At 55.5% G+C, this 23336-nt stretch carries 20 protein-coding genes; 14 read left to right on the forward strand and 6 right to left on the reverse strand.

Annotation, left to right across the window (positions count from 1 at the left end; genetic code table 11):
- Window positions 1–67 precede the first annotated feature (67 nt).
- Entirely contained in the window at window positions 68–808 is a 741-nt protein-coding gene (phoC, locus tag KWG64_RS02940; RefSeq protein ID WP_101076177.1) for an acid phosphatase PhoC, read from the forward strand.
- A 91-nt stretch (window positions 809–899) separates the two neighbouring features.
- On the opposite strand, the gene nlpA is transcribed toward phoC, so the two are convergent.
- Window positions 900–1718 carry a lipoprotein NlpA gene (gene nlpA / locus KWG64_RS02945; protein ID WP_218520860.1) on the reverse strand — a complete coding sequence of 273 codons (819 nt, stop codon included), beginning with the start codon at window positions 1716–1718 and terminating at the stop codon, window positions 900–902.
- A gap of 195 nt (window positions 1719–1913) precedes the next feature.
- Here nlpA and KWG64_RS02950 point away from each other — a divergent pair, with 195 nt between their 5' ends.
- The gene (locus KWG64_RS02950) at window positions 1914–2432 is read left to right on the forward strand and encodes a GNAT family N-acetyltransferase (protein ID WP_218520861.1); all 519 of its coding nucleotides are present in this window, start codon (window positions 1914–1916) and stop codon (window positions 2430–2432) included.
- Window positions 2433–2438: 6 nt separating this feature from the next.
- On the opposite strand, the gene KWG64_RS02955 is transcribed toward KWG64_RS02950, so the two are convergent.
- From KWG64_RS02955 to KWG64_RS02970, 4 genes are read right to left on the reverse strand one after another with little or no spacing between them, the layout of a single operon-like run.
- On the reverse strand, window positions 2439–3998 hold the full coding sequence (locus tag KWG64_RS02955; protein WP_218520862.1) for an MFS transporter: 1560 nt from the start codon (window positions 3996–3998) through the stop codon (window positions 2439–2441).
- A 36-nt stretch (window positions 3999–4034) separates the two neighbouring features.
- Entirely contained in the window at window positions 4035–5078 is a 1044-nt protein-coding gene (locus tag KWG64_RS02960) for a Gfo/Idh/MocA family protein (RefSeq protein ID WP_218520989.1), read from the reverse strand.
- Between the two features lie 13 nt (window positions 5079–5091).
- Window positions 5092–6159: a Gfo/Idh/MocA family protein gene (locus tag KWG64_RS02965; protein ID WP_218520863.1), complete on the reverse strand. Its 1068-nt coding sequence runs from the start codon at window positions 6157–6159 to the stop codon at window positions 5092–5094.
- Between the two features lie 2 nt (window positions 6160–6161).
- Complete coding sequence (locus KWG64_RS02970) at window positions 6162–7337, reverse strand: Gfo/Idh/MocA family protein (RefSeq protein ID WP_218520864.1); 1176 nt, start codon at window positions 7335–7337, stop codon at window positions 6162–6164.
- A gap of 259 nt (window positions 7338–7596) precedes the next feature.
- Here KWG64_RS02970 and KWG64_RS02975 point away from each other — a divergent pair, with 259 nt between their 5' ends.
- The 10 genes from KWG64_RS02975 (at window position 7597) to KWG64_RS03020 (ending at window position 18990) form a co-directional block, all read left to right on the forward strand.
- Window positions 7597–8664 carry a LacI family DNA-binding transcriptional regulator gene (locus KWG64_RS02975; protein WP_195816423.1) on the forward strand — a complete coding sequence of 356 codons (1068 nt, stop codon included), beginning with the start codon at window positions 7597–7599 and terminating at the stop codon, window positions 8662–8664.
- An 823-nt stretch (window positions 8665–9487) separates the two neighbouring features.
- Window positions 9488–10219: a FadR/GntR family transcriptional regulator gene (locus KWG64_RS02980; RefSeq protein ID WP_218520865.1), complete on the forward strand. Its 732-nt coding sequence runs from the start codon at window positions 9488–9490 to the stop codon at window positions 10217–10219.
- A gap of 108 nt (window positions 10220–10327) precedes the next feature.
- Window positions 10328–11233, forward strand: a complete 906-nt coding sequence (locus tag KWG64_RS02985; RefSeq protein ID WP_218520866.1) for a 2-dehydro-3-deoxygalactonokinase — start codon at window positions 10328–10330, stop codon at window positions 11231–11233.
- Entirely contained in the window at window positions 11230–11880 is a 651-nt protein-coding gene (locus KWG64_RS02990) for a 2-dehydro-3-deoxy-6-phosphogalactonate aldolase (protein ID WP_218520867.1), read from the forward strand. Before KWG64_RS02985 ends, KWG64_RS02990 begins: the two co-directional genes overlap by 4 nt.
- Entirely contained in the window at window positions 11877–12764 is an 888-nt protein-coding gene (locus KWG64_RS02995; RefSeq protein WP_218520868.1) for an SMP-30/gluconolactonase/LRE family protein, read from the forward strand. Before KWG64_RS02990 ends, KWG64_RS02995 begins: the two co-directional genes overlap by 4 nt.
- Window positions 12765–12801: 37 nt before the next feature.
- Window positions 12802–14202, forward strand: a complete 1401-nt coding sequence (locus tag KWG64_RS03000) for a sugar porter family MFS transporter (RefSeq protein ID WP_218520869.1) — start codon at window positions 12802–12804, stop codon at window positions 14200–14202.
- Window positions 14203–14229: 27 nt separating this feature from the next.
- The gene (locus KWG64_RS03005) at window positions 14230–15600 is read left to right on the forward strand and encodes an MFS transporter (protein WP_218520870.1); all 1371 of its coding nucleotides are present in this window, start codon (window positions 14230–14232) and stop codon (window positions 15598–15600) included.
- Entirely contained in the window at window positions 15597–17315 is a 1719-nt protein-coding gene (ilvD, locus tag KWG64_RS03010) for a dihydroxy-acid dehydratase (RefSeq protein ID WP_218520871.1), read from the forward strand. Before KWG64_RS03005 ends, ilvD begins: the two co-directional genes overlap by 4 nt.
- Window positions 17316–17317: 2 nt before the next feature.
- Window positions 17318–18220: a dihydrodipicolinate synthase family protein gene (locus KWG64_RS03015; RefSeq protein WP_218520872.1), complete on the forward strand. Its 903-nt coding sequence runs from the start codon at window positions 17318–17320 to the stop codon at window positions 18218–18220.
- Window positions 18217–18990: an SDR family NAD(P)-dependent oxidoreductase gene (locus tag KWG64_RS03020; protein ID WP_218520873.1), complete on the forward strand. Its 774-nt coding sequence runs from the start codon at window positions 18217–18219 to the stop codon at window positions 18988–18990. Before KWG64_RS03015 ends, KWG64_RS03020 begins: the two co-directional genes overlap by 4 nt.
- Before the next feature lie 748 nt (window positions 18991–19738).
- On the opposite strand, the gene KWG64_RS03025 is transcribed toward KWG64_RS03020, so the two are convergent.
- Window positions 19739–20512 carry an SDR family NAD(P)-dependent oxidoreductase gene (locus tag KWG64_RS03025; RefSeq protein WP_218520874.1) on the reverse strand — a complete coding sequence of 258 codons (774 nt, stop codon included), beginning with the start codon at window positions 20510–20512 and terminating at the stop codon, window positions 19739–19741.
- 174 nt (window positions 20513–20686) lie between these two features.
- Here KWG64_RS03025 and KWG64_RS03030 point away from each other — a divergent pair, with 174 nt between their 5' ends.
- Complete coding sequence (locus KWG64_RS03030) at window positions 20687–21628, forward strand: LysR substrate-binding domain-containing protein (protein WP_218520875.1); 942 nt, start codon at window positions 20687–20689, stop codon at window positions 21626–21628.
- Window positions 21629–22443: 815 nt separating this feature from the next.
- Window positions 22444–23295 carry a glutathione-dependent disulfide-bond oxidoreductase gene (gene yghU, locus KWG64_RS03035; protein ID WP_218520876.1) on the forward strand — a complete coding sequence of 284 codons (852 nt, stop codon included), beginning with the start codon at window positions 22444–22446 and terminating at the stop codon, window positions 23293–23295.
- The last annotated feature ends 41 nt before the right edge of the window (window positions 23296–23336 follow it).

Consider the following 23336-nt stretch of genomic DNA (forward strand, 5'->3'; position numbering starts at 1 on the left):
CACATGTTAACAAATGTTACGAAAATGAGTTCGTAATGAAAACTCTAATGTCCGTAAGGAAACCTTCATGAAAATTGTTGCTACTTTTTGTCTTGCGGGACTTTTCTCTGTCAATGCCTTTGCCCTCACCGGCAATGATGCAACCACCAAACCAGACTTGTACTATCTGAAAAACGACCAGGCAATCAACAGCCTGGCGCTGCTTCCGCCGCCACCGGCTGTGGGCAGCATTGCGTTTCTCAACGATCAGGCGATGTACGAACAAGGGCGTCTTTTGCGTTCGACGGAACGCGGCAAGCTGGCGGCTGAAGATGCCAACCTGAGCGCGGGCGGCGTTGCGAATGCGTTCTCCACGGCGTTTGGTTCACCGATTACGGCGAAAGATACGCCGGAGCTGCATAAGCTGCTGACCAATATGATTGAAGATGCGGGCGATCTCGCGACCCGTTCGGCGAAAGAGAAGTACATGCGCATTCGTCCGTTCGCCTTCTACGGCGTGCCGACGTGCAACACGACCGAGCAGGATAAGCTGTCTAAGAATGGATCTTATCCGTCAGGTCACACCTCCATCGGCTGGGCAACGGCGCTGGTATTGACGGAAATTAATCCGCAACGTCAGGATCAAATCCTTCAGCGCGGTTTCGATTTAGGCCAGAGCCGCGTGATTTGCGGATATCACTGGCAGAGCGATGTCGATGCGGCGCGTATTGTCGGCTCGGCGGTCGTCGCCACGTTGCACACCAACACCGCTTTCCAGCAACAATTGCAGAAAGCCAAAGACGAGTTTGCGAAACAGCATAAGTCGTAAAATTGTTATCTTGTGAAATGAAGAAACGCTTTTGCCTGACGATAATCTGTCAGGCAAAAGCGTCAAATTTTATTCATCCCGTTACAGCCTTTTACCAGCCCGGAACCGCGCCACCGTTGAAGATTTTCTCTGCGGCTTTTGCCACTTCCGGCGACTGATAGGATTTCAGAAACTCCTTCACGTTCTCCGCGTCTTTATTGTCTTCGCGCGCCACTAGCAGGTTCACGTAAGGCGAGTTCTTGTCTTCGATGAACACACTGTCGTGCACTGGCGATAACCCGGTTTGCTGAATGTAAGTGGTACTGATGATCGCCACATCGACTTTCGGATCGTCGAGCACACGCGGTAACTGCGCGCCTTCCAGCTCCATTATGTTCAGATGATGCGGGTTCTCAACGATATCCGGCGCCGTCGGCAACAGACCTTTACCCTCTTTCAGAGTGATCAGTTTCTCTTTTTGCAGCAGCAAAAGCGCACGCCCCAGATTAGTCGGATCGTTGGGGATCGCCACCGTCGCGCCGTCTTTCAGCTGACCGACCGTTTTAATTTTTTTCGAATAACCGGCCATCGGGAACACAAATGTATTGCCGACGGCGACGAGATTGTAGCCATGTGCTTTATTGTCCTGATCGAGGAACGGGCGATGCTGGAAAACGTTGGCATCCAGCTCGCCGTGCTGCGTGGCATCGTTCGGCAACAATGAACCGCTGAACCCGACCAGCTCGACATCCAGCCCGTATTTCTCTTTCGCGACTTTTTTGGCGACTTCGGCGACATCCTGCTCCGCGCCGTTAATCACACCGACCTTGATGTGCTTCGCATCGCTGCCCTTTTGATCACAACCCGCCAGCAACAATCCTGCGAGTAATACGAAAGCGCCTGTCCGAAAATGCGGCATTGTCAGTTTCACGTTTTTTCCTTAAAAAATAAGCCCTAATCCAAAGTGAAGCTGACTATAACAGGGTCAGGGTGGCGGCTTAAAAAACGAAAAAAGCATCAATAAGAAGAAAAAAGCATAACCCGGAAATAATGCGCAGCACTCCCCTGCCCGATTCTTTCCGAAACGTGTAGGCTGGATAAAACTGACTGACGAGAGCCCGGAAGAATGGAAATTATTGAAGCAGATGAACAGCACGTTCCCGAAATGCAGAAAATTTATGCCTGGCACGTTTTGCACGGCACCGCGTCCTTTGAAACGGAGCCGCCTTCTGTAGATGAGATGACCGCGCGCCTGAAGAAAATCAAAGACGCCGGGCTGCTCTGGCTGGTGGTTCTGCATGAAGGGGAAGTGAAAGGGTATTGCTACCTCGGACGATATCGCGAGCGTTACGCCTACCGGCATACGCTGGAGGATTCTATTTATATTGATCCCGGTTTTCAGAAACGCGGGGCGGGAAAAGCCTTGCTGCGCCGGGCGGTAGACTGGGCAGAAATGCACGGCTATCGCCAGCTGATTGGCAACGTTGGCGACAGCCAGAATCAGGCGTCCATTCACCTGCATCTGGCGGCCGGTTTCAGCGTGACCGGCACCCTGAAATCCGTCGGTTTTAAACACGGGCGCTGGCTGGATACCGTCTTTATGCAGCGCCCGTTAGGCGGCGGCGACCAGACGCCACCGGAATAACGCCTTTTACAGCCCGACCGCGTCACCCGGCGCGGGGGCTAATTTTCCTCCGGCGGTTTTGCGCGTCGCACTGCCGCCCCACACTTCCTGATAGTCGTAACCGGTCAGATCTTTGATCACTTTCTGGCACTCCGGCGTGCAGTCATTCAGGTCGCCGCCAAGTTTCAGGCGCGCGACTTCTTTGATCAGCGTTTTATGCGTGTCCCGCGTCAGCTTAAATTTAAAAGTCATATAGAAACTGACGGCCAGCAAAATGCCGGTCGCAAAGACCATTAGCCCGATAATCGCGTGCAGCGCGCTTTCCGGCTGCATACCCTGCCCTTTAACGAAACCGCTTTCCTCCAGCACCACGCCAATCAGCATAATCGCCAGCGCGACCGTGCTTTTTCGCGTTAACACCATCACACCGGCAAATATCCCTTCGCGGCGTTTTTTGGTGACGATTTCATCCACATCCGGAATAAAGCTGTAGATATTCCACGGAATATAATAAAGCCCGGCGCGCGCGAAACCGAATATGGCAAAGACCGCCGAGAACAGCAGCAGGGAAACCGCCATTTCGGTGATATAGACATAAAACAGGAAAGCCAGGACGCAGAATATAATGCCGTACGCCAGCCGCAGCGCACCCGACGGCGACATATTTAATTTTTCAAGCAACATCATAAATATAAACGTCGAAGGTACAGAAGCCAGCGCCGCCACGCTTAAATATCCTGAAACCGACGAGGCATGCTGATGTAACCCGTAAACCACATAATAGGTGAATACGGCCCCAAAAACGTCCAGCGCGGTAAACGAGAAAATATAGATAATAATATGCTGGCGGAACATGCGTATTCTGAACGAGGAAAAGAGGTCTGATACCAGGCTTTTTAAATGATGCCATAAACTGCCGCCACCGGCGGTGACTGGCTCCGGTTCAAACTCTTCCCGCACGTCTTTCGCTTCCCAGGTACACATCCAGGTGGTGAATACCGCCACGCAGAAAATACAGGCGAAAATGATACCGGTGTAGGTGTACGTCAGGGAATTATCTTTACCGGTGAACTGCATGAGGATGCCCGGAATCGACACCGCCAGCAGGCCGCCGAGCTGGGAACATATCATTCGCACGCCCGAAAGACGGGTGCGTTCGCTGAACCTGTTGGTCATTTCCGCCGACAACGTTTCCCACGGTACCAGCACCATCGCGGACAGCAATTCGATAGAAAGATAGGTACCGAGGTAGTACCAGTAGCTCATATCGGTGACCCAGACCAGCGCGTAAAGAAACATCAGAGGAGCGCTGATCAGCAGGAAAAACCGTCGCCTGCCGAATTTTTTCCCCAACCAGGTATTCCCAAAGTTATCGGTGATATATCCCATAATCGGGCTTAATACCGCATCGATAACGCGGGCAATGGCAAAAATAGAACCGGCTTCAAAAACAGATAATCCGCAGTAGGTGGTATAAAAGAATAATAGCCAGGTCCCAATAACGGCAAATGCGCCGCCACCAAATAAATCAGTTACGCCATAACCTATAGCAGTGCCATAACCGACTCTTCGTTCAGTTGGTTTCATTTTTATTATCCTGTGGATGTAGGGTGATTATTACTGTTATTTTTCGGTAAGCATTATCCATTTCCGCAACTGAGATGACCGGTAAATCGCCCCGACAATATTCAGGGAGATTTCAGCGTCATAAATATCGGTATAGTTTTTATTTTGGGTATTAAGGGTATTCCCCGAATCACGAACTGACTGGTAAAAATTAAACACCGCCTGACGATGGCTGTCGCCCCAGTAGCTTTTAGCATTGCCCGACGGGTTTTCATCGCTGATTAACGGCGTTTTATTTTCCCCGTCAATCAGCCAGAGCCTGTTGTGATGTAGCTGCAAAAGCCCTTTTTCGCAATGGATTTCCAGCAGCAGCGGGGAATCCGTGCTGTGGCAGTTGGTCGCATAAAACAGCCCGCGCGCGCCGTTGCCGAGTTTAAAACTGGCCATCGCGGTATCTTCATTTTCGGTGAGTTCGCTGAGGAAACTGCTCTCCACCACACCTTTCACCGCCAGCACGCCGCCGCCAAACCACTGCATAAGATCCAGCGTATGAATGGCCTGGTTGATCAGCAAACTGCCGCCTTCTGTTTCGAAACGCCCGCGCCACGGGCTTTCGGTGTAATACGCACCGCCGCGTGACCATGTCAGCACGGCTTTGATACTGAGCATTTTGCCGAGCTGCCCGTTGTCGAGCAGCGCTTTAATTTCCCGGCTCGACGGATTCAGCCGGTTCTGATAACAGACGCCCAGCCGGGCGTCCGTTTCCGTCAAGCCCTGCCTGATGGCGGCGACTTCCCCGGAATTCAGTGCCACCGGTTTTTCGGTGAACACATGTTTTCCGGCGGCCAGTGCGGCAAGAATCGCAGCCTGATGCAGATGATGCGGCAGACAAATATGCACAACATCAATCTGCGGATCGCGCAGCATTTCATGATAATCGGCATAAAAATCACAGTCATACCGCTTGGCCAGCGCACGCCCTTTTTCAACATCAATTTCTGCAATCGCCCGCAGCGTGCTCGCAGGCTCCTGCTCTATCGCCGCCACGTGGCAGGAATGGATGGCGCCGCAGCCAATGACGGCGGCATTAATCATGTTCATCATGCCTCCCGTTTCAGCGTGTCCCGTTCGCCAGCATCTGAGCCCGCACGCAAAGCTCGGCGGCTTTAAACGCATGCTCCTGCGTCATGGCGTTTTCAGTGCGGTTCAGACAATCGAGGATCAGTTGCCCGAAGAACGGGAAACCGACCTTTCCGGAAACCGGGTAACGGAATTCACCGTCCTGATTCACCAGATACACCACGTCCTGTTCGCCGCGTGTGATATCAACATATTTGCGCACCTCAATGTAACCTTCGGTGCCCAGCAGCGTCAGACGCCCGTCGCCCCAGGTGCTGAGCCCTTCCGGCGTAAACCAGTCGCAGCGAAAATACCCGCGCGCGCCGTTTTCACCTTCCAGCATCGTGTCGCCAAAATCTTCAAAGTTCGGGTATTGCGGATGGTTGAAATTCAGCGCCTGCGCCGCGACCACGCGGGCATTGCTGTTGCCGGTATAAAACAGAAACTGCTCAATCTGATGACTGCCGATGTCGCACAGGATCCCGCCAAATTTTTCCCTTTCGTAAAACCAGTCAGGCCGCCCTTCGCCCTCGCGGTGCGGGCCGGTCCCGAGCGTCTGAACCACGCGCCCGATCGCCCCTTCCTGCACCAGTTGACCGGCAAATACTGCGCTTTCCACATGCAGACGTTCGCTGTAATACACCGCATATATGCGTCCGGTTTTCACCGCCTTTTCTTTTGCTGCCGCCAGCTGTTCGAGCGTGGTGAGCGGCGCTTTGTCGGTGAAATAATCCTTTCCGGCGTCCATCACTTTCAGTCCGAGCGCGCAGCGTTCCGACGGAATTCCCGCGCCAGCCACCAGTTGCACTTCTTTATCGTCGAGGATAGCGCTCAGCGATGGCGCGACCGTCACCTGCGGATACTGGCTGACGAACTTCGCCACTTTTGCCGGATCCGGATCGTAAACCCATTTCAGGCTGGCACCGGCTTCAATCAGCCCGTTGCACATGCCGTAAATATGCCCGTGATCGAGCGCGGCGGCGGCAATCACGAATTCGCCCGGTTTCACCACCGGCTGCGGTTTCCCGACCGGTGCATAGTTCATTCCGTCTTTGTTGCTCATGTTTACGCTCCAATATCCATGTCTTTGCCCAGCGGGATGGCGTCTTCGTTAGCGAAATTCTCCACGGAAGCCGATTTCTCATAAAAGTGCGGTGCCAGAGAAACCAGCCCGCCGGTTTGATAAAACGGATCCGACGGCGCAATCGGCAGCGCAACCACGCTGCGGGTGATGGCCGATTTATAAATGGCGGCGATAAGCTCCAGTGAACGCTTGCCCTGAACGCCGTCAATAAGCGGCACGGAGTGCGTTTCGAGCGCAGTGAGGAAGTTGTCGATCTGGCCGGTGTGCAACGTGTGCGTCAGTTTGGGCACTGAGCGGTAAATATCGTCAAGACGGCTTTCGCGGGCGGTGTCGCGCTCTTCTACCGGAAAACCGTTCGGGGCAGAAATGCTGGCGAATTTATCCCACGGCGCGGAAACCCGGGCTTTTTCGCCCTGAATGACAATTTTCTGATCTTCCCCGTGATGCACCACGGAGGCCGTCAGCTGGGTCAGTGCACCGGAGTCATATTTGAAAATCGCCGCCGAAAGGTCTTCCACTTCGGCATTATCGTGGGCGGCGTTGGTGATCATCGACACCACTTCGGAAGGGAAACCGAGCATCCACTGAATGGCGTCAATGTGGTGAACCGCGTGATTGAGCGTGCAGCCGCCCGCCTCTTTTTCCCAGGTTCCGCGCCACCATAAATCGTAATAGGAATGGCCACGCCACCAGAATGAATCCACCTGCGCGTGGCAAACTTTGCCCGCCTCGCCGGAATCAAGCACCTGTTTCAGCCGCCAGAACGCATCGGTAAAACGGTTTTGCGCAATAATAGAAAGCGTTTTTCCGCTCTCCTGCGCGGCGCGGATCATCGCGTCGCACTCCTGTAAGGAAGCGGCCATCGGCTTTTCGCACAGCACATGCTTTCCGGCGTTCAGCGCATCAATGGAGATTTCAGCATGCACATACGGCGGCGTGCAGATGTCAAAAACGTCAATGCTGGCATCATTGAGAATGTCCTGATGACTGGCGTAAACCTTCGCGTCAGCCAGCCCGTAATGCCGTTTTTTCTCTTCCGCTTTCTCCGGATAAATATCCACCAGCGCGACCACCTGGCAGCGATCGGCAAACTGCAAATATCCCTGAATATGGTTATGTGAAATATTACCCGTACCAATAATGGCTATTTTAAGCATTATCCTACTCCCGATAAAAACCGAAGGGCGACCGTCACCTTGCTGAATTTATTAATAATTCAGGGCAGGCAAATACGATATTTTTTCTCTGACGTTGTTATTCAGGAGAGTAGTAACGACTTTTTTTTCCAACAACTGCTATTTGTGACAGGAATTGCAGTGCGCTATTTGTTATTTGCTATGATGATGAATAGCTCATTAATTACAAACAGTTAACCGTGGCAATAAGTCCATCACCCAATGAGGCGTTGATCACAAAATGACGGGAAAATTAAAAATCAGGCAAATTGCGGAGCTCACCGGGCTTTCTCCGAGCACTGTTTCCCGTGTCCTTGCTGGTAAAGCGAATGTCAGCCCGCAGGCAAAAGAAAAGGTATTTACCCACGCAAGAACCATGGGTATTTTGCGCGACATTCCCGCCAGCCGTTTGTTAATGAATACCCTGTTAATTTGCGCGCCGCCTGCGGCATTTTCCCCGCATGAAGATCTCTATTATTACGAAGCCATTCAGGAAATCACAGCCGAAGTGGCGCGCTTTGATATTCACATCCGAAAATGCGCATTATCGGTAAACGATCCCGATATCGCGGTTTTTATGCAGGCGCTGAATCAGTCCGACGTGGACGGCGTCGTTATCATCGGAATTGATGACGTGATGCTTTACCGTCTGGCAGCGGAATCGAATAAACCGGTGGTGATGCTGAACGCGAAAGACAGCGAAATGCGCCTTGATTGTGTGTCCGCAGATCATTACTCCATCGGTTATTGCGCGGCGAATTTCCTTTTCCAGAAAGGCCACCGGCCGGTAATGCTCTTCACCGATCTGCGCCGTGAAACCATGATGCAAAGGCTGGACGGCTTCAAACGCGCCTGTCTTGAGCATCACGTCATTTTTGACGAAGCGACACATCTGCTGATCAATCACGGCAACGGCAAAGAACAGGCGCGCAAATGCTTCGATAAATACCTGAAAGAGCGCAAACGCGAATGCCTGCCGTCGGCCATTATCTGCGGCAGCACACCGATTGCGCACGCCACCGTGGAAGCCTTGCGGGATCAGGGCATCCAGGTGCCGGAAGACATTTCCGTCATGAGTATGGATTTCGAGCACGACATGAAACTCACCTCGCCGATGAATTTCACCTCCGTCCTTCTCCCCTGCCGTGAGCTGGGCAGCGAAGCCGTGTACATCCTGCAAAGCCGCCTGACGCGGCCTTCCGGCGCGAAATTTAACCTGCTGTTGCAGGGGAAAATTCACACCGGGTTGTCGGTGGCTGACGTGAAGTGGAAACGGAAGGGGTTGTATCCTCAGCCGGTAGGATCATGAATTTTTTCTCACTCGCCGTGAGGGGCAGACCGAGAAAATTTCGGTTTCTCACTCGCCGTGAGGGGCTGATCGAGAAAATTTCGGTTTTTCATGTGCAGTGATCACTCAGCGGCTCGCGCCGAAACCGACCAAAGAGGGGCTGGACGGCTCCCTCTTTGGAATCTCCGCGTCTTTTTTACTGCGCGCTGCCGCTGGCTGGCTATGTTTCAGCAGCCACAATTATTGCCGCGAAAACTTGCCGCTGCGCGGTTCCCTTACTCGGTTTCGAGCCATTCGTCTCGAAACACTTCGCTCGGCAAGCTTTCTGAAAGCGGCCGGAGGCTTTCTAAATGTGCAAACATTTGCGAACAGTTGGTTTGCTCCTCCCCCTGCTAAGGGGGAGACTGGGAGGGGGTTTAGCAGGCCACTGAGCCGCTAAAACCAACACCCCATCCCGGCCTTCCCCTCGTGAGAGGGGAAGGAGTAAATCAAAACCAGCCAGCATCAATCTTTCGAATTACATAGCCTCTGGCCGCTTTCAAAACGACGTTGAGCGAGCGGTGAGAAACGGCGAGAGTCTGTTTTCGAGCTGGTTCGAACCCGAGACGAAAGTACCGCGCAGCGGCGGCGTTTGCGGCACTCGCCGGAGTGGCTGAAACATAGCCAGCCAGCGGCAGCGCGCAGTTAAAAAAGCGCGGGTGTCCAGAGGGCGCGCGCTTACGCGCCCTTTGGGCCCGTTTGGGCGGCGAGCCCAAGGTTTTGACCTAAAAAACCGTCTTACTGGAACAAACCCATTAAAATGTTACGATTACCGCCGTCACCGGCCCCTACCCCCGAGATCTTCATGAACAAACTCACTGCTTCTGTTTCAGAATCCATTACCCGCGATTTGGCCCTGCGCATTATTCGCGGCGAACTGGCCGTCGGGTTACCGATCCCGGGGGAAAATGAGCTGGCACAGCAGTATGAGGCGTCACGTACGTCGGTGCGAAATGCGCTTCAGGTGCTTGGGGCGAAAGGCATGTTACTGATCCAGGCCAAGCGACGCAGTATCGTTACGCCGCGCGAACAGTGGAGTTTTCTGGATGCCGAAGTGTTGTCGTGGCTCGAAGATGTCGGTATCGAATCGGAACTGGTGGAACAACTGATGCTCACGCGCCTGATTTTTGAGCCAGATGTCGCGGCCATGGCGGCGCTCAATGCGACCGGTCATGACCTGGCCGCGATTGAAGATGCGCTGGCGACCATGCAGTCCGGCCAAAAAAACAATTCTGCCGCAGAATTCGAACAAGGCGATCTGGCGTTTCACACCGCCGTTTTGCAGTCCTGCCATAACCCGTTTCTGGCATCGGTTGGGAACGCGCTGTCGGCGGCCATGCTCCTGTCATTCAAACAAACCCTCGAAGCTGACCTGCAACTCACGCAGGAAGCCGTGCAGCAGCACCGCGATTTGCTGGAAGCCATCCGCCTTAAACAGGCTGATTCCGCGCGTAAATGTATGCGTCACATCCTGCTGAGCGCTGCCCATAAACACATCTGGCGCGAAATCCCCGAAAAGTATCAGCACTTCTTTTAACGATCTTTTTTATCCCCGTTAGCTAACTTTCGATCTCCCTCACAGTTATAAGGTCATTTTTTCCTCATCATTCTTGTCATACAAGATTTTACTGGTTGTAACTCAAGAATGAAAAATCACTGGATTGCCATCGACTGGGGAACCTCGAATTTTCGGGCGTTCCTGATGAAAGAACATCAATGCCTCGACACAGTCAGTGCACCTTGCGGCCTGCTGCATGTGCCTGACCGTCAGTTTGCCGCCGCGCTTAAACCGCTGATCGGCCACTGGCTGGCGGCGTATCCGCAACTGCCTCTGCTGATGGCGGGCATGGTTGGCTCGCAGCAAGGCTGGCAGGAAGTGCCGTATGTCACGCTGCCCGCCGGTTCGCGGCAGCTGGCGCAATGTACCGCCTCGCTGGAAACACCCTGGGGAAGCCCGTGCCAGATTGTTGCGGGCGTCAGCGGGATGAATGAATTCGGTTTACCCGACGTCATGCGCGGCGAAGAAATCCAGTTAATCGGGCTGGCGGCGCTGCATCCCGAACCGCAAAACAGCCAGTACGTGATCCTGCCCGGCACGCACAGCAAACACGCCGAACTGCATAACGGTGAGATCCGGCAGTTCAGCACGTTCATGACCGGCGAGATTTATTCGGTGATGCTCAGCCATTCACTGCTTGGGCGTGAGGTACAGGAATCGCCAGAAGATCCCCGGGCTTTTGCTCTTGGCGTCACTCACGCACAGCGCGCGCCACACCTGAGTAACGCACTGTTTTCGGCCCGCACTTTACGGCTGAACGGCGTGCTCACTCCCGCGCAGGTCGCCAGCTATCTTTCCGGTTTACTGATTGGCTCGGAATTACACGCCGTTGCGCGCAAAGAAGCGTGGATCGTTGGTTCGCCCGCCTTAACGGAACGCTATACCCGCGCCGCAAAACAGCTCGGGATCACCCTCACTTCTGCCGACGGCAATGCGTGCTTCATTCAGGGCATGACGCAGATTTATCAGTGTCTTCACGGAGAATCGTCATGAATTATCTGAATTTTTCCCGCCGCTGGCAGGAATGCACGTTGCCGCTGATTGCTATTTTGCGCGGCATCACACCGGAGGAAGCGCAGGGCGTGGCGCAAACGCTGCTCGAATGCGGGTTTACCTATCTGGAAGTGCCGCTCAACAGTCCGCGCCCGCTGGAATCCATCGCCATCATGGCGAAAACCACCGGCCAGCGCGGCTTTGTCGGCGCAGGAACTGTGCTGACAGAACATCAGGTGCATCAGGTCGCGGAGGCTGGCGGGCAGCTGATTATCTCCCCGAACATGGAGCCGTCGGTGATCCGCGCCACGACAGAACTCGGGCTGCTGAGTTTGCCGGGCATCGCCACGCCGGGTGAAGCTTTTACGGCGCTGCGGGCGGGTGCCAGCGCGCTGAAATTTTTCCCTGCCGAATTAATTACGCCCGCCGTCACCAGGGCGATGCGCGCGGTTTTACCGGCGGAAGCGGTTTGCCTGCCGGTTGGCGGCGTGAATGCCGATGCCGGGCAAATGCGCGCCTGGCTGCAAGCGGGCGCAAACGGATTTGGTCTGGGCGGCGGACTGTATCAGCCGGGCATCACGCTTTCCGCCCTGCGCGAACGGGCGCTGGCGTATCAGGCTGCATGGCAGAAAGCGGCGCAAAAATGAAAAACTCTCTGTCGGAAAACTCTGCGCTGAAAAATTTATCGGTTATCGGTGATTACCGTGCTGAGCTGGGCGAAACGCCGGTCTGGTGTTTCAGCTCTCAGTCGCTGATTTGGGTCGATATCGTGCAGCGGCGGTTACTGCGTTACTGGCCGGATCAGGACGACCGTTTTGAAATCCACACCTTACCTTCCGTGTGCAGCGCGGTATTGCTGACCGACCGGCCAGAGCATTTTCTACTCGTCACCGGCGAAGGCATCCTGCTGTATGACTATCACAGCATGACCCACTACCCGCTGTGCGGCTGGCCGGAAACCGCCGCCACGCGCCCGAACGAAGCGGCGGTCGCGCCGGACGGTTCCGTGTGGTTCAGCACAATGGACATCACCGCCAGAAACGCCCTCGGCAGCTGGTATCGCTTCGCCACCGGCGACGCGCAGCCGGTGAAAATGCTCGGCGATCAGCATGTGCCTAACACGCTGGTCTGGCACGGCGGCCACGCCTGGTTCATCGATACGTTTGCGCACTGCTTTTACCAAAGTCCGGCCAGCCTTATCACACATCCGACGCTGCGCACCTGGCCGCTGCCGGACGATGTTCTTGCCGACGGCTCTGCCGTGACCCCTACAGGCCTGTTGCTCAATGCCCGCTGGGGCGGAGCTTGTCTGGCGGCTTATCAGCTTAATGATTATGCCCCGCAATTTCTCACGACGTTCCCTTTGCCTGTCATACAGCCGTCGGGCTGCGCTTTCGGCGGCAGGAATTTTCAGGATTTGTACATCACTTCGGCGCGCGACGGGCTCAGAACGCCGTCCGCCACGGATGGCGCTTTGCTGCGCTACGAAACGCCCTACACAGGACAGCGGGCCTCCCTGTTCACCCTGTAAAAACCCATAAAAATCAAAACAACCTCAAAGGTGACTTATGACGACGAATATCATTCCCCGGGCAGTGCCGCATACCAACCGGCAGACCCTGCTGGTCTGTTTATTGGCCGCGCTGGCGGGCCTGCTGTTCGGGCTGGACATGGGCGTGATCGCCGGCGCATTACCGTTTCTGGCGCAGGAATTTGGCCTGAGCAGTCATCAGCAGGAAATGGTGGTCAGCGTGATGATGCTCGGCGCGGCGCTCGGAGCGCTGTGCAGCGGCCCGTTGTGTACGCGCATTGGTCGCAAAAAAACGTTACTGATCGGCGCCGCGCTGTTCGTCGCGGGCTCCGTCGGCTGTGCCTTTGCGCCTGATTTGCAGATCCTGATCGTCTCGCGTTTCCTGCTGGGCGCAGCGGTTGGCGTGGCCTCATTTGTGGCACCGCTTTATCTTTCTGAAATCGCGCCCGAACACATCCGTGGCAGCATGATTTCCCTTTATCAGCTGATGATTACCATCGGCATTCTGGCGGCATTTCTTTCTGATACGGCGTTCAGCCAGAGCGGAAACTGGCGCTGGATGCTGGGCATCATTACGTTCCCCGCGCTGATTCTGTTCGCCGGTGTTTTAACGCTGCCCGAAAGCCCGCGCTGGCTGATGATGAAAAACAAAAGTGAGCTGGCGGAAAAAGTGCTGCTGTTGCTGCGCTCAACAAAATCCGAAGCGCACATCGAACTGGAAGCCATCCGCCAGAGCGTGCAGATGAAACAACGCGGCTGGCACTTGTTCCGCGCTAACAGTAATTTTCGTCGCACCACCTGTCTCGGCGTGCTGTTGCAGTTCATGCAGCAGTTCACCGGCATGACCGTCATCATGTATTACGCCCCGAAAATCTTCGCGATTGCCGGTTTCGCTTCCACGCAGCAGCAAATGTGGGGAACGGTAATTGCCGGATTAACCAACGTGCTGGCGACCTTTATCGCCATCGGTCTGGTGGACCGCTGGGGGCGCAAACCGATTCTCAAACTCGGTTTCAGCGTAATGGCAATTTGTATGGCGCTGATGGGCTGGATGTTCTTCACCGGCATCACCAGCCTGACCCAGCAATATATCGCCGTCACCTTACTGCTGATTTTCATCGTCGGATTTGCCATGAGCGCCGGGCCGCTGATCTGGGTGTTGTGCTCTGAAATCCAGCCGCTGGCAGGCCGCGATTTTGGCGTCACCTGCTCCACGATGGCGAACTGGATTGCCAACATGATCATCGGCGCGACATTCCTGACGCTCATCGACACCGTCGGCAGCGCGGGCACGTTCTGGCTTTATGCCGCACTTAACGTCGTCTGCATCGTCCTGACCCTGATCTTCGTTCCTGAAACCAAAAATATCTCACTGGAAAACATCGAAAAAAATCTCATGGCCGGTTTACCGCTGAGAAGTATCGGCAATCAGCGCTGATCCCATAACCAGATGACGAGGTAAAACATGGCAATCCCAGACTCTGACAAAGCGACCGGCGCGGTTTACCGCAAAATCACGCGCCGCCTGATCCCGTTTTTAATCTTGTGTTATTTCTTCGCCTATCTCGATCGCGTCAACATCGGGTTCGCCAAGTTACATATGCAGGATGCGCTCAATTTCAGCGACACCGTCTATGGCGTCGGCGCGGGGATCTTCTTCATCGGCTATTTCCTGTTTGAATTGCCGAGCAACCTGATGATGCAACGTTTTGGTCCGCGTTTCTGGATCGCGCGGATCATGATCAGCTGGGCGGTTCTCTCGGCGGCGATGATCTTCGTGACCACGCCAACGCAGTTTTACGTGCTGCGCTTCCTGCTCGGCGTGGCGGAAGCGGGGTTCTTTCCGGGCATCGTGTTTTATCTCACGCTGTGGTTTCCGTCCTGGCGGTCGGCGCGCACCCTCGGCCTGTTTATTCTGGTCACGCCGCTTTCCACCATCATCGGCAGCCCGTTGTCCGGTTTTATTCTGAAAGCTTTCGAAGGTGTCGACGGCCTGCACAACTGGCAATGGCTGTTTCTGGTGGAAGCCGTTCCGTCCTTCCTGCTGGCGTTTGTGGTGCTGCGTTATCTCGATAACGACGTCAAATCTGCCCGCTGGCTGACGGAAAGCGAGAAGCAAATCGTGGCCCGTGACCTGAACACCGACCGGCAGCGCAGCCTGGCCGCCAACGCCGGTAAGCCGCCGCAAAGCCTGAAACGGATGTTCCGCAACGGGTATGTCTGGCTGCTGGCGCTGATTTTCTTCAGCTTCAACATCGGCTATTACGGCATCAACTTCTGGCTGCCGTCGATCATCAAAACCTCCGGCGTCAGTGACGACTTCCATATCGGGCTGCTGGCCGCCCTGCCTTACGTTTTCGGCGCGGTGTTTATGGTCTGGAACAGCCGTCACTCTGATTTACACAGCGAAAGACGCTGGCACATCGCCATTCCTGCCATTATCGGCGCGGTCGGGCTGACGCTAAGCGCCTATTGCAGCGGTTCCACGTTCTGGATGATGACCTGGATTTGCCTCGCTATGTCCGGAACGCTGGCGCTGATCCCCACTTATATCAGCCTGCCCGGCACCCTGCTTTCGGGCACGGCCGCGGCGGCGGGCATTGCGCTGGTCAATTCCGTCGGCAATCTGGCGGGATTCTTCGGGCCGACCGTGCTCGGCTGGCTGAAAGACAACACCGGCAGCACCAATACCGGCCTGTATATCCTCGCCGCGTTTTTGCTGCTGTGCGCCCCCCTGATTTTTTTATTGCCAGCCCGGCTGGTCAATCCCCGCCGCTGTGCTGAAGAGCCGGCTGAAACAGATGAAATATCGTCATTAAAAAGAGGCAGAGTATGAGCGGATGTACAACGTGCGGCACCTGTGGTGACGCGCAGGATGACCATTTTAACCCGGTATTACGCGGAGACGACGGCGCGCTAAAACGTGCGCTGTACAAATCGATGGGACACACCGACGGCCAGCTGCGCCGCCCGGTGATTGCCGTGGTAAACAGCTACACCAACGCCACCGCCGGACACGTCAATCTCAACGAACTGACCGCGCAAGTGCTCAAAGGGATTGATGAAGCGGGCGGCGTCGGCATGGTTTTCGGCACCATCGCGCCGTGTGACGGCATCGCCGAAGGCCATCTGGGCATGCGCTATATTCTGGCCGCGCGCGAAGTCATCGCCAGCTCGATTGAAGTCATGATGCGCGCCCACCGTTTCGACGGCATGGTCATGCTCGGCTCGTGCGACAAAATTGTTCCCGCCATGCTGATGGCCGCCGCACGGCTGGACATTCCGGCGATTCTGGTCAACGGCGGGCCGATGTACCCCGCGCATTATCACGGCAAAGACTGGGACGGCAATATCGTCACCGAGGCCATCGGCTGGAAACGCCGCGGCGAAATCGACGAGGCAGAATTCCGTCGCATCGAAGATCTCGCCGAACCCGGCCCCGGCTCCTGCACCATGTATGGTACAGCCAATACCATGTGCTGCATTTCCGAAGTGCTCGGCATGAGTTTACCCGGCAGCAGTACCCTGCCCGCAATTTCTCAGGAGCGCCGCGACTGCGCGTTCCGCACCGGCCAGACGGCGGTGGATCTGGTGAAACGCGGCGTCAATGCGCGCCAGATCATCACGCCCGCGTCAATCCGCAACGCCATGATTTACCTGCTGGCGACCGGCGGCTCGACCAACGCGATCCTGCATTTGCAGGCCATTCATTACGAAGCCGAATACGGTCATCTGCCGCTGTCGGATTTCGACAAACTGAGCCATCACGTTCCGCTGGTGGCCTCGCTGTATCCGGCATCGGAATACGACATGATTGATTTCTGGGAAGCCGGTGGCGTGGCCGCCGTCGAGAAAGAAATCAGCGCGCTGATGGACATTTCTGCGCTGACCGTCAGCGGGCAAACCAAAGCGCAATGGCTGGAAATCACGCCAAAATCGCGCCGCCCTGAAGTTATTCATACGCTGGCCATTCCGGTGCGGAACGAAGCCGGTGTTGCCGTGCTGCACGGCAATCTTTCTCCGCTCGGCTGCGTGGTAAAACCTGCGGCCGTACCGGAAAATCTCATGACGTTCAGCGGCCCGGCGGTGGTTTTTAACAGCGAACAAGAATCCGTTGACGCCATTCTTTCCGGCGAAATTGCGCCCGGCAGCACGCTGGTTCTGCGCTATGAAGGGCCGAAAGGCGGGCCGGGCATGCCGGAAATGTACAAACCGATGAAATGCCTCGAAGGCATGGGCTTGTCGGACAGCTGCGCGCTGATCACTGACGGACGTTTTTCCGGCTCCAACCGCGGCTTATTCGTCGGGCATATTTCGCCGGAAGCCAGCGACGGCGGCGATCTGGCGCTGGTGGAAAACGGCGACATCATCACCATCAATATTCCCACCCGCGAACTGACGCTCAACGTCAGCGCGGAAATTCTGGCCGAACGCCGCACCCGCTGGGTGCCGGTCGAAAAACAGGTGCCGCGCGGATTCCTGCGTTTATACCGCCGCTGGGCATTACCGGCCGCACAGGGTGCGGTTTTAGCTGACAGGGACGAGGAGTAACCATGGTTCAGTCTTCCGATATTTTTGGCGTCAACCCGATTGCCGCCCTGCCGTTTACCCGGTTGGGTGAACCGGATTACGCCAGTTTCAGCCGCCTGCTGGAACACCTGGCGGCTACCGGCATTCAGGGGCTGACGCTGTTTGGCATCGCCAGCGAATTCCCCAAACTCGACGACAGCGAACGGCTGTTGCTGGCCGATTGTTTTCTCTCAGACCTGAAAGGCAGCGGTATTTTTCGCGCGATGTCTGTGACCGATCACAGCACCGAAGTGGCGGTGAAACGTGCGCGGGATTATCAGAAACGCGGCGCCGATGCGCTGATGCTGTTGCCGCCGTTCTTCCTGCAACCCGACGCCGCCGCAATTTCTCACCACATTTTCTCAGTACTGGAAGCGGTCGATATTCCGGTGATGGTGCAATACGCACCGGGGGAAACGGGGCTTTCGATCACGCCCGGACAGCTCAGCGACGTGGCGACGCGCTACCCGCACGCGGTCTTCAAAATCGAATGTAATCCGCCGGTCAGCTATACCCGCGAATTCCTGCAACGCGCGCCGCAGGCCAGCGTGCTCAACGGTTACGCCGGTTTGTACATGCTGGAAATGCTGGAAGCCGGCGGCAAAGGCGTCATGCCTGGCTGCTCGTTCAGCGAAATCTACGTACAGATTTACCGGCTATGGCAGGCAGGAAAAACGGACGCGGCGCAGGCGCTGCATCAGCAACTTCTGCCGTGGATCCGGCAGTGGATGACGCACTGTGAATACATCATTCAGGTAGAAAAAACGATTCTGCACCGGCGCGGGATCATCGCGACAGATTACTGCCGCCATCCGGGCCGGACGCTGACGGAGCAAGATCATCTGACTATCGGCAATTTCCTCACCACTTTTTCGGAGTTCTTATGAACACACCGTCCCGCACGCCACGCGTCGTGATTGTCACGGGTGCCAGCCAGGGCATCGGCAACGCCATCGCTCAAACCTTTCTGAATCAGGGCGACATCGTGGTCGGCTGCGCCTTTTCTTCCCCGGACAAAGCGCCCCATGCGCAGGATCTCAGCAAAAGATATCCTGATAAATTTTTCTATTACTCCGTCGATATGACCAAAACGGAAAGCATCGAAGAATTCATCAGCCACGTTACAACCCGTTTTGGCCGCCTTGATGTGCTGGTGTCTAACGCCGGAAAAAATGTTTTCAAAGGCATCGATTGTGAGCTGGAAGACTGGCATCACAACCTCGATCTGAACCTGCGCTCGCACTGGTACATTGCCAAATGCTGCCGTGAGATGCTGGAGAAATCCAAAGGGGTCATTCTGGTGATGACCTCCAACCACGCCTTTTCCACCATGCCGGGCTGCGCGCCGTATAACATCACCAAACGCGCCCTGCTCTCGCTGGTACAAAGCCTGACCATCGAATGGGGCCCGGCCATCCGCACTGTCGGCATTGCTCCCGGTTTTATCGATACCGCCGGAAATCAGGTGTGGTTTGACTCACACGAAGACGGCGAAAAATCGCGGCAGGAAACCATCCGTAAGCATCCGGTCGGACGCATCGGCACATCAGAAGAAGTGGGTGAACTTTGCTTGTATCTCGCCAGCCCGGCAGCGGGATTTATCGCCGGTACCACGATTGTGATGGATGGAGGGAGGAGTGCGTTAATGCAGGACTGATGGGGCAGAGACCGCTGCCCGCGCGGTTTCTCACTCGCCGTGAGGGCTGACAGCGGATCGAGAAAATTTCGGTTTCTCACTCGCCGTGAGGGGCTGATCGAGAAAGTTTCGGTTTTTCAATCACAGTGGTCACTTAACGCGCTGCGCCGAAACCGACCAAAGAGGGGCTGGACGGCCCCCTCTTTGGAATCTCCGCGTCTTTTTTACTCCGCGCTGCCGCTGGGACGATGGACATGTTCTGTAACTTTCGCGTGTGACGCAAATCCAGGCACTTCGTGCTGCCTTCACTCGGTCTTCGAGCCATAGGTCTCGAAGCCGCTCCGTTCAGCTGGATTTTGAGCGCGCCATCTCACCATTCAAAAGAATCTATTCTGATGCTTCTTCGTTTTTCAAAATAATGAATGGCATGGCAAGGTTGTGAACTATTAGCCTCTGGCCGCTTTCAAAACGACGTTGAGCGAGCGGTGAGAAACGGCGAGAGTTTGTTTTCGAGCTGGTTCGAACCCGAAGCGAAAGTACCGCGTAGCGGCGGCGTTTGCGGCAATAGCCGGAGTGGCTGAAACATAGCCAGCCAGCGACAGCGCGCAGTTAAAAAAGCGCGGGTGTCCAGAGGGCGCGCGCAGTTAAAAAAGCGCGGGTGTCCAGAGGGCGCGCGCTTACGCGCCCTTTGGGCCCGTTTGGGCGGCGAGCCCAAGGTTTTGACCCAAAGACCAGTTTGGGTGCCAACCCAAGGTTTTACCCCAAGGTTTTAATTCCTCCCTGCCATCACACCGCCGTCAACATCCCATATTGCGCCGGTCACCCAGCCCGCTTTTTCCGACAGCAGGAATGCGACGGTTTCCGCCACATCGCGCGGCGTTCCGACACTGCCAATCGGGTGGAAGCTGTTAAAACTCTTCATCACACCTTCAACCTCTTCTTTCGGAATGAATCCTTCGTAAATCGGGGTTTGCACAACCGCCGGTGATACGGCATTTACGCGGATGCCATGGACACCCAGCTCAATGGCCAGATTTTTGGTCATCGCATGCAGCCCTGCTTTTGCCATGGAATAGGCAGAAGACGGCGTTGCTCCGATGGCCTGTTGCGCCCACATCGACCCGATGTTGACGATGGATCCCCGGATACCGGCAGCCAGCATATTTTTTGTGACATCGCGGGTGATGAAGAAGGTGGCACGGTTAATGTTCATGTACATGTCGTAATCCGTTTCTTCGTGATCCACGAAAGGTTTCGGGAAGAACACGCCCGCCGCATTGACCATCAGGCTGATATCCGGATGCTCAGCATTAATCGCATCACGGATCTGCTTCGTGCCCTGCTCCGTCATCAGATCGCCCACCAGCGTAGAAACCGGGCCAAGCACTGACAACGTCTGACGTGCAGCGTCTGCTTTTTCCTGACGGTTACCGACCAGCACAACACTGCCGCCCTGCTCAAGGATCAGGCGCGCTGTTTCCAACCCCATCCCGCTGGTACCACCGACGACGAGTAATTTCTTTCCGCTAAATGCATGGCTCATTATTTTTTTCTCCGCAATAATTTCTTTGTCTGAGACTCCGCTATACGGCATCCCTTCGGTTGATGAGCACATCATGCCTGCCTCACCCCGCTGGTACGAATCATAAGAAATTGCACATCGACAAAGAAAAACTATCTCGCTAGGCTATGCGTACATCCCCCCGAAGACAAAAAAATGCGCATACTAAACCGTCTGAAATGGTTACAGGCTTTTGAAGCCACCGCCCGTCACGGCAGTTTTACCGGCGCGGCGGACGAGCTCGGCGTCACCCCTGCCGCCGTCGGCCAGCTGGTCCGTGCGCTGGAAGAATGGGTGGGTCATCCGCTGCTGACGCGCAGCCGCTCCGGAAGTGAACGCCTGCGGCTTGTCAGCGACGTACATGACGCACTGGACGACATCACGCTCGGGCTGGACAAACTGGAAAGCGGCCTCAAAAAACTTCGTGGCCGCAACGCGCGTTCTGTCGTGGTGGTCACCGCGTCGCAGGTTCTGGTGATGAACTGGCTGATGCCGCGGCTGAATCGCTTTTCAGAACACCACAGTAACGTGGATATCCGGCTGGATGTCGCTGACCGTCTGACCGATCTCGCTCACGGTGAAGCCGATATCGGTATCCGCTGCGGCCCCGGAAACTGGCCCGGTTTACAGACAACGTGGCTGATGGATGAAGAAGTGGTGATGGTGTGCAGCCCGTCGCTGCTGTCCACTGCGCCGGAAATCAACAGTGCATGGCTGTATGAACAAAAGTTGATTCAGGATGACACACCGCATCCCGGTGCGAACTTCCCGGCATGGGAAAGCGTGCTGCAAAAGCTCGGACTGGACGCTGTCCGCCAGTCGCATCAGCACATCAACTCAACCGCTGCGGTCATTCAGGCAGTGTTAAGCGGTCAGGGAATTACGCTGGTACGCAAAGCACTTGTTCAGCAGGATTTGGATATTCAGCGTCTGGTACAGCTGTTCCCGGAAATTAAGCTGCCGATCGCCTGGTCTTATTATCTGGTCTGTTCTGCAAAATCGCAGCAACGCCCGGAGGTGCAGGCGTTTCACGACTGGATCAGAGGGGAAGTTGAGGGGGCAGAGACCGCTGCCCGAGCGGTTTCTCACTTGCCGTGAGGGGCTGACAGCGGATCGAGTCGGTTTCGGTTCCCCACTCGCCGTGAGGGGCAGACCGAGAAAATTTCGGTTTTTCATGTGCAGTGATCACTCAGCGGCTCGCGCCGAAACCGACCAAAGAGGGGCTGGACGGCCCCCTCTTTGGAATCTCCGCGTCTTTTTTACTCCGCGCTGCCGCTGGGACGATGGACATGTTCTGTGACTTTCGCGTGTGACGCAAATCCAGGCACTTCGTGCTGCCTTCACTCGGTCTTCGAGCCATAGGTCTCGAAGCTGCTCCGTTCAGCTGGATTTTGAGCGCGCCATCTCACCATTCAGAAGAATCGATTCTGATGCTTCTTCGTTTTTCAAAATAATAAATGGCATGGCAAGGTTGCGAACTAAAAAGCTAGTGGCCGCTTTCAAAAATCGCGCCGTATGGAGAGGTGGAAAACCGCGTATCTTTTCGCGCGGTTTGTAACCCGACTGAAGGGAACCGCGCAGCGGCGAGATTTTGCGGCAATAGCCGGAGTGGCTGAAACATAGCCAGCCAGCGGCAGCGCGCAGTTAAAAAAGCGCGGGTGTCCAGAGGGCGCGCGCTTACGCGCCCTTTGGGCCAGTTTGGGTGGCAACCCAAGGTCTTGATTTTGAACTGAAGCCCGTTTGGGCGGCGAGCCCAAGGTTTTGACCGTAAGGCCAGGTTGGCTGGCAACCCAAGGTCTCACCCCAAAGGCATCGCCTTAACTCCTCCAGGGCACATTCTCAGCGTCACGCTGCATTTTCTCCTGCTAGACTTTTGAGTCTTAAACACCCTTAAATGCAGACGGAGCATCCTCATGTCAGAACAATACCAACCGCCTAAAGTCTGGACCTGGAATAAAGACGAAGTCAGCAAGTTCTCAAACATCAACCGCCCGGTTGCAGGCCCGACTCACGAGAAAACGCTGCCGGTCGGCAAACACCCGTTGCAGCTGTATTCTCTGGGTACACCAAACGGCCAGAAAGTGACGATCCTACTGGAAGAGTTGCTGGCGCTGGGCGAAAGCGGTGCGGAGTACGATGCGCATTTGATCCGCATTAATGAAGGCGATCAGTTCTCCAGCGGCTTTGTCGATGTGAACCCGAATTCGAAGATCCCCGCACTGCTGGACAACTCGGCCAAACCGCCCATCCGCGTATTTGAATCCGGCAATATCCTGCTGTATCTGGCGGAGAAGTTCGGTCAGTTCCTGCCGAAAGACCTCGCGGGACGCACTGAAACCCTGAACTGGCTGTTCTGGTTGCAAGGCTCCGCGCCGTATCTCGGCGGCGGTTTCGGGCACTTTTATCACTACGCGCCGGTCAAAATCGAATACGCAATCAACCGTTTTACGATGGAAGCCAAGCGTCAGCTCGACGTGCTGGACAGACAACTGGCCGATCACCGCTTTATTGCCGGTGAAGAATACACGATTGCTGATATCGCCATTTTCACCTGGTACGGCAGCCTCGCGCAGGGCGGCCTGTACGAATCCGCTGAGTTCCTGGATATCCAGTCCTACAAAAACTTCCAGCGCTGGGCGGCGGAGGTGGCAGATCGTCCGGCAGTCAAACGCGGCCGTATCGTTAACCGCACCTGGGGCGAGCCGGATCAGCAACTGGCAGAACGCCATGACGCATCAGATTTTGATGACAAACTGAAATCCTGATCCATAGTGGTTGAGTCAGAATGCAAAAAGGGCAGGATCCA

Origin of the sequence: Rahnella sp. PD12R, assembly GCF_019200965.1 — a bacterium.
Taxonomy (GTDB): Bacteria; Pseudomonadota; Gammaproteobacteria; order Enterobacterales; family Enterobacteriaceae; genus Rahnella; species Rahnella laticis.

What these genes read in the sequence shown, in the direction of transcription:
- KWG64_RS03000 (WP_218520869.1), top strand. Translation starts at nt 12,802, where the DNA reads ATGACGACGAATATCATTCCCCGGGCAGTGCCGCATACCAACCGGCAG.
- KWG64_RS02970 (WP_218520864.1), bottom strand. Translation starts at nt 7,337, where the DNA reads ATGCTTAAAATAGCCATTATTGGTACGGGTAATATTTCACATAACCAT.
- KWG64_RS02955 (WP_218520862.1), bottom strand. Translation starts at nt 3,998, where the DNA reads ATGAAACCAACTGAACGAAGAGTCGGTTATGGCACTGCTATAGGTTAT.
- KWG64_RS02965 (WP_218520863.1), bottom strand. Translation starts at nt 6,159, where the DNA reads ATGAGCAACAAAGACGGAATGAACTATGCACCGGTCGGGAAACCGCAG.
- KWG64_RS03020 (WP_218520873.1), top strand. Translation starts at nt 18,217, where the DNA reads ATGAACACACCGTCCCGCACGCCACGCGTCGTGATTGTCACGGGTGCC.
- KWG64_RS03015 (WP_218520872.1), top strand. Translation starts at nt 17,318, where the DNA reads ATGGTTCAGTCTTCCGATATTTTTGGCGTCAACCCGATTGCCGCCCTG.
- KWG64_RS02975 (WP_195816423.1), top strand. Translation starts at nt 7,597, where the DNA reads ATGACGGGAAAATTAAAAATCAGGCAAATTGCGGAGCTCACCGGGCTT.
- KWG64_RS02980 (WP_218520865.1), top strand. Translation starts at nt 9,488, where the DNA reads ATGAACAAACTCACTGCTTCTGTTTCAGAATCCATTACCCGCGATTTG.
- KWG64_RS03025 (WP_218520874.1), bottom strand. Translation starts at nt 20,512, where the DNA reads ATGAGCCATGCATTTAGCGGAAAGAAATTACTCGTCGTCGGTGGTACC.
- KWG64_RS02950 (WP_218520861.1), top strand. Translation starts at nt 1,914, where the DNA reads ATGGAAATTATTGAAGCAGATGAACAGCACGTTCCCGAAATGCAGAAA.
- KWG64_RS02985 (WP_218520866.1), top strand. Translation starts at nt 10,328, where the DNA reads ATGAAAAATCACTGGATTGCCATCGACTGGGGAACCTCGAATTTTCGG.
- KWG64_RS02995 (WP_218520868.1), top strand. Translation starts at nt 11,877, where the DNA reads ATGAAAAACTCTCTGTCGGAAAACTCTGCGCTGAAAAATTTATCGGTT.
- KWG64_RS03030 (WP_218520875.1), top strand. Translation starts at nt 20,687, where the DNA reads ATGCGCATACTAAACCGTCTGAAATGGTTACAGGCTTTTGAAGCCACC.
- KWG64_RS03005 (WP_218520870.1), top strand. Translation starts at nt 14,230, where the DNA reads ATGGCAATCCCAGACTCTGACAAAGCGACCGGCGCGGTTTACCGCAAA.
- KWG64_RS02990 (WP_218520867.1), top strand. Translation starts at nt 11,230, where the DNA reads ATGAATTATCTGAATTTTTCCCGCCGCTGGCAGGAATGCACGTTGCCG.
- KWG64_RS02960 (WP_218520989.1), bottom strand. Translation starts at nt 5,078, where the DNA reads ATGAACATGATTAATGCCGCCGTCATTGGCTGCGGCGCCATCCATTCC.
- phoC (WP_101076177.1), top strand. Translation starts at nt 68, where the DNA reads ATGAAAATTGTTGCTACTTTTTGTCTTGCGGGACTTTTCTCTGTCAAT.
- yghU (WP_218520876.1), top strand. Translation starts at nt 22,444, where the DNA reads ATGTCAGAACAATACCAACCGCCTAAAGTCTGGACCTGGAATAAAGAC.
- ilvD (WP_218520871.1), top strand. Translation starts at nt 15,597, where the DNA reads ATGAGCGGATGTACAACGTGCGGCACCTGTGGTGACGCGCAGGATGAC.